We start from the raw sequence: 12,918 nt of genomic DNA on the forward strand, positions 1-12,918 counted from the left end.
GGGATGAAGAGAAGTCAGAAGTTGTTCGGCGCCAGCCTGCTGGCGCTGGCGATCAGCGGATGTGCAGTGACCAGTGAACCGATTGAGCGCAGCGTCAGTGAACAGCGTGCCAAAAGCGATCTGCAAGGCATGTACAAGGATCAGGAACCGCTGCGCGGTCCGTTGACCCTGCACCAGGCCATGGCCCGCGCCGTGAAATACAACCTCGAAGGACGCTTGAAGATCATGGAGGAAGCGCTGGCCAAGCGGCAGCTCGACCTCGCCAGTTTCGACATGCTGCCGCGCATGGCGCTGGACGCCGGTTACGTCGGGCGCAACAACGTCAACGCCTCCAGTAGCCAGAGTGTACGCACCGGCACCCAGTCGCTGGAACCGTCGACCTCGCAGGATCGCGACCGCGACGTCGCCGACCTGACCATGGTCTGGAACGTCCTCGACTTCGGCGTCAGCTACATCAGCGCCAAGCAGCAGGGCGACCAGCGTCTGATCGTTCAGGAACGGCGCCGCAAGGTGATCAACACCATCGTTCAGGACGTGCGCTCGGCCTATTGGCGGGCGATGGCCGCCGAACGTCTGCTCAAGCAGATCGACAGCCTGATGGCGCGGGTACAGACCGCCCGCGACAACAGCCAGACCCTGAGCGACCAACGCATTGGCGACCCGGTGCAGTCGCTCGGTTACCAGCGTTCGCTGATCGAGGCGACCCGGCAACTGGAAGAACAACGCCGTGCCTTGTCGCTGGCGAAGACCGAACTGGCGACGCTGATCAACTTGCCGCTGGGCACCCCTTTAACCTTGGCGACCGATGACGGTTATCAGATTCCTGAGCTCAAGGTCGATCTGGCCAAACTCGAACAGGAAGCCCTGACCAGTCGCCCGGAATTGCGTGAGCAGGATTACCAGACGCGCATCAGCGCCGCCGAAACCCGCAAGGCCATGTTGCGCTTGCTGCCGGGCCTTGAGTTCTCTGCCGGCGGTCATTACGACAGCAACTCCTTCCTCGTCGAACAGGGCTGGGCCGACTACGGCGTCAAGGTCACCTGGAACCTGTTCAATGTGATCTCTGCCCCGGCAGCGATCAACGTCGCCAAGGCTGGCGAAGAAGTCGCCACTGCGCGACGTCAGGCGATGTCGATCGCAGTCCTCGCGCAGTTGTATGTAGCGAATGCCAACTATCAAGAAGCCATGCGCCAGTTCAAGACCAACCAACAGTTGTCGGACATCGACGGGCAAATCGTCGGTCAATTGCGCAATCGTCATCAGGCGGCCGGGATTGGTGAACTGGAACTGATTCAAGGCGAGCTGAACAACCTGCAAGCGGACCTGCGTCGCGATCTGTCGTACGCCGATTTACGCAATGCCTACGGCCAGATCTTCGCCAGTGCCGGCCTCGATCCGTTGCCGGATCAGGTGCAGTCGACCGAAGTGCAGTCGATCGCCACCGCGCTGGCCAATCGCGAGTCGGCGTGGGCGTCGGGGGATATTTCGGTGCCGGTGGTGGCGCATGCCCCAGCGCAGTGATGTGCTGGCGCCCGGCGCCAGCATCAGCCGCACGCAACGCGAGGCCCGCAATGGTCATCGGGGTGCGGCGATTCTGCTGACCGGTTTACCGGCGGCAGGCAAATCGACATTGGCGCAAGCGCTGCAGGCCGCCCTGTTCGGGTGTGGCCGGCAAAGTGTGGTGCTCGATGGCGACAGTTTGCGGACAGGGCTCAACCAGGATTTGGGCTTCAGCGATGCCGATCGCCAGGAAAACATTCGCCGCGCCAGCGAACTCGCGGCGCTGCTGGTGGACAACGGGCAGATCGTGATTCTGGCGATGATTGCGCCGCTGGCCGAGCTGCGTGAGGTGTTTGCGCAGCGCTTGGGTGACGACTATCGCGAGGTCTGGTGCAGCGCGTCACTGGCGGTGTGCGAGCAGCGTGATCCGAAAGGGCATTACGCCCGCGCCCGACGCGGCGACCTGCCCGGTTTTACCGGCGTTTGCGCGCCCTATGAGCCACCGGCGCAGCCGTCATTGGTGCTCGACACCGGCGGGAAATCGGTCGACGCCTGTCTCGATCGTCTGCTGACCTGGCTCGGCGAGTGTGCGGTGTTGCCCAAGACATGAGTTGCCCGGCGTATTCGCGATTGCCGGTAACGGTGGATTTGCCCTTGCTGCTGCAGGCACTGGCAGCGATTGCCGACAACGCCTGGCGCAGCCATTTCAATGCAGATTATTTTTCCGGCGACTGGAGCGGTGTGGCGCTCATTTCGGCGGTCGATGCGCTGACCGAGCTGTCTCCCGGGCGCGGTGAGCCGGTGCAGCGTGGCCCTTGGCTGAGTGATGAGCGCTGGCAACAAGGGCTGCAAAATCTTTCACTGGACATCGTCAGCGCGCGATTGCTGCGCCTGGGGCCGGGTGGACGAATTCACCCGCATCGCGATTACGACCTTGATGGCCCGCAGGCCGATCGGCGTTTGCACATTCCGTTGCTCAGTCCGCCGAACGTCGATTTCTGGCTCGACGGGCAGCGCATGCCCATGCAGGCCGGCGAATGCTGGTTTCTTGATCTCGCTCGTCAACATCGTGTGGATAACCGCGATACATCGGCGCGGGTTCATCTGGTGCTCGATTGCCGGCCCGATGCGTGGCTTGAGCAGATGATCAGCGCGGGAGTGGGCAGCACGCCGGAACCGGGTTTGGTGGATACGCCGTTGCAGCGCTTTCAGAGGCTGGTGGCTGAAGATGCTTCGCTGTCTCTGGCCTTGCGTACGCTGCATGATCCAGACGTTTTCATCAATCGAGCGCTGGCGTTGGGCGCTGAGCATGGTTTGTCGTTCTCTTACGAGGAATTGCGTGCAGCGATGCGCGACGGCCGTCGGCAATGGAACGAACAATGGAGCGGGTGAATTTCGACGGCTGGTTGCCGATCCGTGTCTGGCCGGTTGACGGGCAGTGGCAGGTGGACTGGTGCTGGTTCGATGACACGCCGCTGCATCAGCCGTTTTTTCGCGACGCGGTCGAAGATGCATTACGGCTGCCGTTCAATCAGGCGTTTCGGCGCCAGACACCGCTGACAGCGCTGAGCGCATGGCAAGCGCAGAGCCCTGGGCTTGTACCGAGTGCATTTGTGCTGCACGCCTCGCGCTGCGGTTCGACGCTGATCAGTCAGATGCTCGCCCGACTCGACGATCACATCGTCGTGTCCGAGCCACCGCCGCTGGACGCCTTGTTACGCAGTGATCTACCCGCCGGCGAACGCCGGGCCGCCATCATCGGATTGCTCTCGGCCTATGGCCAGCCCCGGCGCGGTGTGGAAAAGCGCCTGGTGATCAAACTCGATGCGTGGAATATCGGTGAATGGCCGCTACTACAGAATTGTTTCGCGGATACGCCGTGGTTGTTTCTCTATCGCGATCCTTTGGAAATTGCCGTTTCTCATCTGCGCCGGCCGGGGATGCACATGGTGCCGGGCATGCTGGGCGAGTGTGTGCTGGAGGACGGTTTGCCGTTCGAGGGGCGCGAAGACTTTATCGCCCGGCGCTTGGGGCGATTGTTGGCGGCGGGGGTGAAGCATTGCCGTGACTCGGGTGGTTTACCGGTGAATTACAGCGAGTTGCCCAAGGCGATGGCGGGGCGGTTGGCGCGGTTTTTCCGCTTGAACGATGAACAGTGCAAGCAGGTCTTTGCAGCGACCGTGCAGCATGCGAAACAGCCCTCGCAAGCGTTCATTGCCGACGGCGAAGACAAACGCCGCGAAGCTTCGGCACTGTTGCGAATGCACGTACAGAATTACACCCGAGCGCCCTACGAGGCGTTGGAAAAACTTCGTCTGAGCGCCACAGGGTCTGCCTCATGACTTGCCGGACAAATCCGCCATGCCCTTGAGCAATTCAATCGGCAACGGAAAGACAATCGTCGAACTCTTGTCGCCGGCAATCGAACTCAAGGTCTGCATATAGCGCAACTGCATCGCCCCGGGTTGACGTCCGAGCATTTCCGCCGCCTGCATGAGTTTTTCCGAGGCCTGCAGTTCGCCTTCGGCGTGAATCACTTTGGCCCGCCGCTCGCGCTCGGCTTCTGCCTGTTTGGCAATGGCGCGCACCATCGACTCGTTGAGGTCGACATGCTTGATCTCGACGTTGGCGACTTTGATCCCCCAGGCATCGGTCTGTGCATCGAGTACCTGCTGGATGTCGATATTCAACTGTTCGCGTTCGGCCAGCAGCTCATCCAGTTCATGTTTGCCGAGCACCGCACGCAGGGTGGTTTGCGCCAGTTGGCTGGTGGCGGAAAGATAATCCTCGACCTGAATAATCGCCTTCTGTGGATCAAGGACGCGGAAATACAGCACGGCGTTGACCTTCACCGACACGTTGTCGCGGGTGATCACATCCTGCGGCGGAACATCGAGCACCACCGTGCGCAGGTCGACCCGAACCATTTGCTGGACCACCGGGATCAGCAGGATCAGGCCGGGGCCTTTGACCTGCCAAAAACGGCCGAGCTGAAACACCACGCCGCGCTCGTATTCACGCAGGATGCGAAACGTCGAGCCGGCGAGGGCAATGACCAGTAACAGCAGCGCGACAAAACCGATTTGCAGACCCATGATCACTCTCCGAGCGGCGCCGCGTCAGCCGCGGCCACTTGCAGCATCAATCCCTTGCGCCCTACCACGCGCACCGATTGCCCGGTGTGCAGCGGTGTCGCGCTGAGCACTTGCCAGCGCTCACCTTGCAGTTGCACCCAGCCGTTACACGCATTGCCCGGTTGCACCGTGGTGATCGCGGTGACACTGCCGAGCAGGCCGGCGTCGCCGCTGACGGCGTGGCGCGGGCGGGTTTTCAGGGCGCGGATCAGCAGCGCGATCAACAGCAGGGCGCTGATCAGACCGAGGCCGATCATCATCGGCACCGGCAGTTCGGCGTTGCTGAGGATCAGCGCGCCGATGACGAACATGATGATCCCGCCCAACCCGATAACGCCGTAATTGGGCAGCGCGGCTTCGGCGATCAGAAAGACGATGCCCAAGGTGATCAACCATAAACCCACCGGGCTCATTGCCGGCAACGGGGTGTCGGCAGCCAGGGCTGAGCCGCTGAACAGCAGGAGCAAGGCAAACGCACAACATCGACTGTTCACGTGACCCTCCGCGAGCGTCATGTCTGGTTCTTACAGTCTAGTTGAGGGATGCAGTGGTTGAATTTTGATCAGTGTGAGGATGTGTCCAGTGAGCGGATTTCCCTGCATCGACGGCCCGCCGAACTAGACTCAAAAGCACGGCAACCACCGTTCAGCGCAACACCGAGGTGCATCATGCGTATGGCTAAAAAGGTGCAGAGCAGCTTGAACCGCGCGCACTGCGAATACGACATCGTCGCCCACCGACATTCGTCCAGCAGCCTGGAAACCGCACGGGTCGCCGGCGTGCCCGCCGAGCGTGTGGCCAAATCGATCATCCTCGACGACCACCACGGCCATTACCTGATGGCCGTGCTACCGGCCAGCCGTCACCTGGATTTGAGCAAAGTGCGCAACAGCGGCGAATGGCAACTGACCCGCGAAAGCAATCTGGCGCACATCTTCGACGACTGCGAACGCGGCGCGGTGCCGCCGCTGGGCGACTCCTACGGGCTGGACATGGTCATCGACCCGCTGCTGACCCGGCAGAAGGATATTTATCTGGAGGCGGGCAACCACAATTACCTGCTGCACATGAGCATGCCGGAGTTTCTGAAAATGGTGCCGCATGCCGAGGTGCGGGAGTTGAGTGATTAGGTTTTGTGGTGCCGGCACCGACGCCTTCGCGAGCAGGTAGACCGCATTCCCCTGTGGGAGCGAGCCTGCTCGCGAATAATCTTCCACACAGCCCATTTTTGAAGGAGTTGATCAATGGAGAGTCCAACGCACAGTTTGCCATCCCTGTTCAAACAACTCGGCCTTCCCGACGATCCGGTCAACATCGACAAATTCATCGCCACCCATTCCCCGCTAAAACCCGAATTGCATTTGGCTGACGCGTTTTTCTGGTCGAAGAGCCAAGCGGAGTTTTTACGGGACGAGATTCTGGATGACGCCGACTGGGCGGAGGTAGTGGATCAGTTGGATGTGTTGTTGCGTAAGGGCAGAAGTGTGTAAAAAAAATTGTAGGAAAAGGCTGAAATGTAAAAAAAACATGCGCGATGTAAAAAAAACTGGGCTTTAATCGTCGCAGTGAATTTTTTGTGTGGACGATGACGATGCCAACTGTTGGATATGCCCACCTGCGTGATGCGCTGAAGCTTAATGCATTTGCCCCCAAGCGCATTGCGATGATCAAACCGGTTACCCGGATTACCTTGATCGGTGAGTGTCTAGCGGTTCCAAACGGCGTCGCGCCGGCACAGGGTTCGACACTTGAGCACATCTTGTTTGCTCTGAAGCATGAGGGAATAAACCTGTGCATTCTTGCTCAGGCGCTTGAAACCGTTGAAGCGGACGAGTTGCTAGGTGAGTTGAGCCGATCACCTAACGGGGTATTTATCCGCAAGGCCTGTTTTCTTTGGGAAAGTTTCACGGGCAAACAGCTGGAATATTCCGTACCGGTTCGGGGCAACGTTGTCGCTTTGTTTGATCCCAAGCGTTATGTCACCGGGCCTGCAATTCGAAATAGTCGTTGGCGGGTAGATTTTAACGGGTTGGGGTCAATGCGTTACTGCACCACAGTCGAGCGTACGACGGAACTGCAGGCGCTGCTTGATCTGGACATCCTTGGTCGAGCCCAGGCTTTTATGGCGACGTTGCCGCCGGAAATGATGGATCGGGCAATCAATTGGGCCTATCTGCATGAGACCCGCGATTCTTTCGCCATTGAGAAAGAAGAGCCCAACGAAGAAAAGTCGCGCCGTTTTGTTCGGCTTCTCCGCCAAGCCCATGAGCGAACAGAGTTGAGCGAAGACTATTTGGTCGAGTTGCAGAACAGTACGGTTTCCAATCCTTTCGATAAAGCTGTGCTTTTCCGTCATGAACAGAACCATTTACACAACGGCTTGAGAGGCGCAGCTGGCGTCAGCTATGTCCCGCCTCCACCGCAATTGTGCAGGGAGTTGATGGACGAGTTGATGAGTTTTGCCAATCACTCAGCCAAGCAGGTTGAACCGTTGATAGCTGCAGCGGTTGTGGCTTTCGGGTTTGTCTTTCTTCACCCGTTCATGGATGGCAATGGTCGACTTTCACGTTTCCTGATTCACCAGACGCTTTGCCACTCTGGCGCTCTAAAAAATGGTTTGTTGTTACCGGTTTCCGTAGCAATGAAACACGAAGAGTCTGGCTATCTCGAAGCGTTAAAGGAGTTCTCGAAACCAGCAAGAGAGTTCTGGAATGTCACTTGGCTGGACGCTGATCAGATGGCTTTCGATTTTATTGGGCACGACTCGATCTATCGATTCTGGAACGGGACTCAATGTGCAGAACTTACCTTGCAGATGGCCTTGCGAGCATTGGAAGTGGAGCTGCGCGAGGAGACCGAGTTTCTTGAAAAATACGACTACGTCATCAAAGAGGTGAATGGGCGTTTTGACGTACGGGGGAGCGACCTCTCGAAACTGGTAATGATGTGTCTGGACAACGGTGACAAAGTTTCAAAGCATCGACGTAAGCAGTTTCAGTTCAGCGTGCCGGAGGAGGTTTTCGATTTCATTGAGCAGATAGCGGGTGATTTCGATTCGGTAGGCTAACCCTGAACAGGCAATTTGTTTCAAAACTTGACTGAAATTCCCCTCCAATGCGATATTGATAGTTAGCAAACTAACAGTGTGCATTCCCCCGTGCCGAACGATCTCGACGCTCTCCAGATGAATATCAGCAGTGCCATGGTGGTGGCCGCCAGGCATTGGCGGAAGATCTGCCAGACCACGCTGGTCAACTACGGAATCTCCGAAGCCTGCGCCGTGCCGCTGTTGATGATCGGTCGCTTGGGCGAGGGCGTGCGCCAGGTGCAAGTGGCGCAGGCCGCCGGGATGGAGAGTCCGTCGCTGGTGCGTCTGCTCGATCAGTTGTGCCATTCCGGTTATGTCTGCCGCACCGAAGATGCTCAGGATCGCCGCGCCAAGTGCCTGAGCCTGACCGACACCGGGCGTGAACTGGTGCAGGCGGTCGAGATCGAACTGGTGCGCTTGCGTCATGAGGTGCTTGAAGGCATCGATCAAAGCGATCTGGAAGCTACGCTTCGGGTACTCAGAGCTTTTGAGGCGGCCAATCCGCCTGTGGTGGTCAATTCTTGAACGGTTTTTTCTCCGGCATTCCGCCGGCCCGCGACTGGTTCTACGGGATCCGGACTTTTGCAGCGTCGATGATCGCGCTGTACATCGCCTTGCTCATGCAAATGCCGCGTCCGTATTGGGCGATGGCCACGGTGTATATCGTCTCCAGCCCGTTTCTCGGGCCGACCAGTTCCAAGGCGTTGTACCGTGCCATCGGTACTTTTCTCGGTGCCGCGGCGGCGGTTTTTTTCGTGCCGATGTTCGTCCAGAGCCCGTATGTGCTGGTGGTGGTCATCGCGCTGTGGACGGGGATTCTGTTGTTCATGTCCCTGCATTTGCGCACGGCCAACAGCTACGCGCTGATGCTCGCCGGTTACACCTTGCCGCTGATTGCCTTGCCGGTGGTGGATAACCCGCTGGCGGTGTGGGACGTGGCGGAAGCGCGCACGGAAGAGATTTTTCTCGGCATCGCCGTCGCTGCGGTGGTCGGTGCGATGTTCTGGCCACGGCGTCTGGCGCCGGTGTTCAACGATGCTGTGAGCAAGTGGTTCGCCGACGCAACGACCTACAGCCTGAAATTCCTCAGCCGCGATGTGCAGCCAGAAGAAGTCACTGCTCTGCGCATGGCCATGGTCGCCAACTTCAACAGCCTTGAGCTGATGATCGGCCAGTTGCCTCACGAAGGCTCGCGACCGCAAACCGTGCGCAATACCAAAGAGTTGCGCGGGCGCATGATTCATCTATTACCGGTGATCGATGCGCTGGAAGACTCGCTCTACGCCCTCGAACGGCGTACCCCGGAATTGGTGGAAAAATTCGAACCGCTGCTGGCCGCGACCCGCGAGTGGCTCGCTCACCAGGACGCCGATCTCGATCGCTGGCAAGCGCTGAAAGATCAGCTCGAAGCCTTGCAACCGAGCGTCGAGGCGCTTGAGGATCGCAGGCAACTGCTGTTCTCCAACTCGATTTATCGCCTCGGCGAATTCATCGATTTGTGGCAGGACTGCCGCAGCCTGCAGGACGCGATTCTTTGCGAGCGCCAGGACAGCTGGCGCGCGGTGTATCGCCACTGGCGTCTGGGTCGGCTGACACCGTTTATCGACCGTGGGCTGATGCTCTACTCGGTGGCCTCGACGATTCTGGCGATCATCACTGCTTCGGTGTTGTGGATTCTGCTCGGTTGGCCGGACGGCGGCAGCGCGGTGATTCTGGCGGCGGTGGCGTGCAGTTTTTTCGCCTCGATGGACGATCCGGCGCCGCAGATTTACCGGTTCTTTTTCTGGACCGGGATGTCGGTGCTGTTCGCCAGCCTTTACCTGTTTTTGATTCTGCCCAACCTGCATGACTTTCCGATGCTGGTGTTGGCGTTTTCCATCCCGTTTATCTGCGTCGGCACCCTGACCGTGCAGCCGCGTTTCTACCTCGGCATGCTGCTGACACTGGTCAACACCTCGTCGTTCATCAGTATTCAGGGCGCTTACGACGCGGACTTTTTCGCCTTCGTGAACTCCAACCTGGCGGGGCCGATAGGTCTGTTGTTCGCGTTTATCTGGACGCTGGTGGCGCGCCCGTTCGGCGCCGAGCTGGCGGCCAAGCGCCTGACGCGTTTCAGCTGGAAAGACATCGTCCACATGACCGAGCCGGCCAACCTCGCCGAGCACCGCAAATTGGGTGTGCAGTTGCTCGATCGGCTGATGCAGCACCTGCCACGTCTGGCCTTGACCGGGCAGGACACCGGCATCGCCATGCGCGAAGTGCGCGTCGGCCTGAACCTGCTCGATTTGCTCGCCTACACCCCACGGGTGACCGGTGCGCCGAACCTGTTGTTGCAGCAAGTGGTCAGTGAAGTCGGCGAGTATTTCCGTGCCTGCCTCAAGGCTGGCGAACGCTTGCCGGCCCCGGCTCCGTTGCTGATGACCCTGGATCGCACCCGCCGTGCGCTCAGTGGCCACGGCGACGATGAAACCCGGCTAAACCTGTTGCACGCCTTGAGCGGTTTGCGTCTGGCGTTGTTGCCCGGCGTTGAATTCGTTTCCAGCGCCGAGCCCGAAGAACCGCTGCCCGATGGAGCGCCCCTATGATCGGTGATCTGGACATCAGCGGCATTTTCCTGCCGACCCTGCTGGTGTTGATGGGCATCACTTATGTGCTGTTTTTGCTGGTGCATGCCGTGCTCACGCGCGTGCACTTTTACCGTCTGGTCTGGCACCGGGCATTGTTCAACGTGGCCCTCTACGCGGTACTGCTGTACGGCGTGGACTCACTCAGTCGATACCTGATGACATGAAAAAACCGTTCTTGACCATCGGTCGCGTGGTACTGACCCTGCTGATCGTGACTTTTGCCGTTGTCCTCGTCTGGCGCATGGTGATGTATTACATGTTTGCGCCGTGGACCCGTGACGGCCACATTCGTGCCGACATCATCCAGATCGCCCCGGACGTGTCCGGACTGATCCAGCAGGTGGAAGTGAAAGACAACCAGTTGATCAAGCGTGGCCAGGTGCTGTTCAGCATCGACCAGGATCGCTTCAAACTGGCCCTGCGCCAGGCCAAAGCGGCTGTTGCCGACCGCGAAGAAACCCTCGCTCAGGCCCAGCGCGAAGCCAAGCGTAACCGTGGCCTCGGCAACCTCGTACCGGCTGAGCAATTGGAAGAAAGCCAGTCGAAGGTTGCCCGCGCGCAATCGGCACTGGCCGAAGCCATGGTCACCGTGGACAGCGCCCAGCTCAACCTCGACCGTTCGGTGATTCGCAGCCCAGTCGACGGTTACGTCAACGACCGCGCGCCGCGTCCGCAGGAATTCGTCACCGCCGGGCGTCCGGTGTTGTCGGTGGTCGACAGCAATTCGTTCCACATCGACGGCTATTTCGAAGAGACCAAACTCGACGGCATTCATGTCGGCCAGTCGGTGGATATCCGTGTGATCGGCGACCGCGCGAAATTGCGCGGGCATGTCGAAAGCATCGTCGCCGGCATCGAAGACCGCGACCGTACCAGCGGCAGCAACCTGCTGCCGAACGTCAACCCGGCGTTCAGTTGGGTGCGGCTGGCGCAGCGGATTCCGGTGCGGATTGCCTTTGACGATGTGCCGGAAGACTTCCGCATGATCGCCGGGCGTACTGCCACCGTTTCAATCATCGAAGGCTCGAAAGTCGACGATAAAAACCAGGAGCCCGCGCAATGAGCAGGGCGCTGATGATCGCCGGGTTGGGCGTGATGCTGTCGGCCTGTCAGATGGTCGGGCCGGATTATCACGTGCCTGAGGAGGCAGCGGTTCAGCGCAAGGATTTTCAGGGCGAACTGGCGGTGGCCGGCAAACCTGTAGTTTCGGCGCCGGTGCCGGCGGATTGGTGGCGTCTTTATAAGGATGCGCGGCTTGATCAACTGGTGCAGCAGGCCATGGCCTCCAACACCGATTTGCGCGTCGCGGCGGCGAACCTGCAACGGGCTCGCGCTCAGGTCGATGAGGCCGAAGCCGCGGGCGGCTGGAGCGCAGGTGTGAAGATGGGCGCGCAGCGTTTGCAAGAGTCTGGTCAGGCATTCTTGCTGCCGGAAAAAGTCCCGGTCGATAACGTCGGCGACATCGGCATCAGCGCTTCTTATCAGTTCGATCTGTGGGGCACTTTGCAACGCGGCATCGAAGGCGCGAAGGCCAATGCCGACGCGACCCAGGCCGCGGCTGATACCGCGCGCATCACCTTGGTGGCGGACGTGGTTCGCGCTTACACCCAAGTCTGCGCGGCCAACGAAGAACGCGAAATTGCCCAGCACTCTCTCGACCTGCAATCGCAAAGCACCACGCTGATCCAGCGGCTGCGTGACGCCGGTCGTGGTGACGAAACCCAGGTCACCCGTTCGCAAACCCAGTTCAAATCTCTGCGCGCCGACTTGCCGCGTTATGAGGCCGCGCGTCAGGCCGGGCTGTTCCGTTTGTCGATGTTGCTGGCGAAACCGGTTGATCAGTTGCCCGCCGGCACCGCGACCTGCGCCGAGTTGCCGAAAATCGCCCAGTTGGTGCCGGTAGGCGATGGCGCTGCGCTGCTCAAACGTCGCCCGGACATTCGCCAGGCCGAACGTCGTCTGGCCGCTTCGACCGCCGGCATCGGCGTCGCCACTGGCGAGTTGTATCCGGACATCAGTATCGGCGCGACCATCGGCACTGTTGGTCTCATCGATGACTTGGGTGATCCGTCGACCAACCGCTGGGGTTTCGGCCCGTCGCTGAGCTGGAAAGTGCCGACCAACGGCGCTCGTGCGCGAATCCGCGAGGCAGAAGCGGCGACCCAAGGCGCACTGGCGCACTTCGACGGCGTGGTGCTCAACGCCATTCGCGAAACCCAGACCGGTCTGGCTCAGTACAGCGCCTTGCTGCAACGCCGCGATGCGCTGGCCGATGCCGAGCAGTCAGCGAAACTGGCCGCCGACCAGACGCACCGCTTCTTTCAGGCCGGTCGCGAGTCGTTCCTCGCCGACCTGCAAGCGACCCGCACCTACACCGATGTCACCGCGCAACTGGCCGCCGCCAACACCCAGGTCGCCATGAGCCAGATCGATTTGTTCCTCGCCCTGGGCGGCGGTTGGGAAAGCGGACGAACGCACGCTGCAAGCCCCGGCAAACCCTGAGGCCGTTGCTATGCTTTGAAGTGTTGGAAGGGCGCCCCGAGCAAGGTGCCGTTTCAGCGCACATTGC

The 12,918-nt window shown here is 59.9% G+C and carries 14 protein-coding genes; 12 read left to right on the forward strand and 2 right to left on the reverse strand.

Going from position 1 to position 12,918, the window contains the following annotated elements:
* Positions 1-3 precede the first annotated feature (3 nt).
* The 4 genes from ACWR1S_RS10435 to ACWR1S_RS10450 are packed head-to-tail and all read left to right on the forward strand — an operon-like array spanning position 4 to position 3,842.
* A complete protein-coding gene (locus ACWR1S_RS10435) occupies positions 4-1,521 on the forward strand; it encodes a TolC family protein (protein ID WP_454563415.1) in 1,518 nt (505 codons plus the stop codon).
* Positions 1,505-2,110, forward strand: a complete 606-nt coding sequence (gene cysC / locus ACWR1S_RS10440) for an adenylyl-sulfate kinase (protein ID WP_454563416.1) — start codon at positions 1,505-1,507, stop codon at positions 2,108-2,110. Before ACWR1S_RS10435 ends, cysC begins: the two co-directional genes overlap by 17 nt.
* Positions 2,107-2,892 (forward strand): aspartyl/asparaginyl beta-hydroxylase domain-containing protein, encoded by a 786-nt coding sequence (locus ACWR1S_RS10445; protein WP_454563417.1) that lies wholly within the window; start codon positions 2,107-2,109, stop codon positions 2,890-2,892. Before cysC ends, ACWR1S_RS10445 begins: the two co-directional genes overlap by 4 nt.
* Positions 2,880-3,842, forward strand: coding sequence for a sulfotransferase family protein (locus ACWR1S_RS10450; RefSeq protein WP_454563418.1), 963 nt, complete (start codon positions 2,880-2,882; stop codon positions 3,840-3,842). Before ACWR1S_RS10445 ends, ACWR1S_RS10450 begins: the two co-directional genes overlap by 13 nt.
* Here ACWR1S_RS10450 and ACWR1S_RS10455 read toward each other — a convergent pair.
* Both ACWR1S_RS10455 and ACWR1S_RS10460 read right to left on the reverse strand, forming a co-directional pair.
* Complete coding sequence (locus tag ACWR1S_RS10455; protein ID WP_007917711.1) at positions 3,837-4,595, reverse strand: slipin family protein; 759 nt, start codon at positions 4,593-4,595, stop codon at positions 3,837-3,839. The two genes, ACWR1S_RS10450 and ACWR1S_RS10455, sit on opposite strands and share 6 nt — an antisense overlap.
* Positions 4,596-4,597: 2 nt before the next feature.
* Entirely contained in the window at positions 4,598-5,128 is a 531-nt protein-coding gene (locus ACWR1S_RS10460) for an NfeD family protein (protein WP_454563419.1), read from the reverse strand.
* Between the two features lie 174 nt (positions 5,129-5,302).
* Here ACWR1S_RS10460 and ACWR1S_RS10465 point away from each other — a divergent pair, with 174 nt between their 5' ends.
* The 8 genes from ACWR1S_RS10465 to ACWR1S_RS10500 all read left to right on the forward strand — a co-directional run bounded on the left by ACWR1S_RS10465 (position 5,303) and on the right by ACWR1S_RS10500 (position 12,851).
* Positions 5,303-5,764 (forward strand): aminoacyl-tRNA deacylase, encoded by a 462-nt coding sequence (locus ACWR1S_RS10465; RefSeq protein WP_454563420.1) that lies wholly within the window; start codon positions 5,303-5,305, stop codon positions 5,762-5,764.
* A 114-nt stretch (positions 5,765-5,878) separates the two neighbouring features.
* The gene (locus ACWR1S_RS10470; protein WP_454563421.1) at positions 5,879-6,124 is read left to right on the forward strand and encodes a DUF2789 domain-containing protein; all 246 of its coding nucleotides are present in this window, start codon (positions 5,879-5,881) and stop codon (positions 6,122-6,124) included.
* Positions 6,125-6,225: 101 nt separating this feature from the next.
* On the forward strand, positions 6,226-7,701 hold the full coding sequence (locus ACWR1S_RS10475) for a Fic family protein (protein ID WP_454563475.1): 1,476 nt from the start codon (positions 6,226-6,228) through the stop codon (positions 7,699-7,701).
* Positions 7,702-7,818: 117 nt separating this feature from the next.
* The gene (locus ACWR1S_RS10480) at positions 7,819-8,247 is read left to right on the forward strand and encodes a MarR family winged helix-turn-helix transcriptional regulator (RefSeq protein WP_064117434.1); all 429 of its coding nucleotides are present in this window, start codon (positions 7,819-7,821) and stop codon (positions 8,245-8,247) included.
* Entirely contained in the window at positions 8,244-10,307 is a 2,064-nt protein-coding gene (locus ACWR1S_RS10485; protein WP_454563422.1) for an FUSC family protein, read from the forward strand. The genes ACWR1S_RS10480 and ACWR1S_RS10485 overlap by 4 nt, the downstream gene beginning before the upstream one ends.
* Positions 10,304-10,513, forward strand: coding sequence for a DUF1656 domain-containing protein (locus tag ACWR1S_RS10490; protein WP_007917703.1), 210 nt, complete (start codon positions 10,304-10,306; stop codon positions 10,511-10,513). The genes ACWR1S_RS10485 and ACWR1S_RS10490 overlap by 4 nt, the downstream gene beginning before the upstream one ends.
* On the forward strand, positions 10,510-11,412 hold the full coding sequence (locus ACWR1S_RS10495; protein ID WP_454563423.1) for an efflux RND transporter periplasmic adaptor subunit: 903 nt from the start codon (positions 10,510-10,512) through the stop codon (positions 11,410-11,412). The genes ACWR1S_RS10490 and ACWR1S_RS10495 overlap by 4 nt, the downstream gene beginning before the upstream one ends.
* On the forward strand, positions 11,409-12,851 hold the full coding sequence (locus ACWR1S_RS10500; protein ID WP_454563424.1) for an efflux transporter outer membrane subunit: 1,443 nt from the start codon (positions 11,409-11,411) through the stop codon (positions 12,849-12,851). The genes ACWR1S_RS10495 and ACWR1S_RS10500 overlap by 4 nt, the downstream gene beginning before the upstream one ends.
* Positions 12,852-12,918 lie beyond the last annotated feature (67 nt).

Source organism: Pseudomonas sp. AIG, from assembly GCF_977020205.1.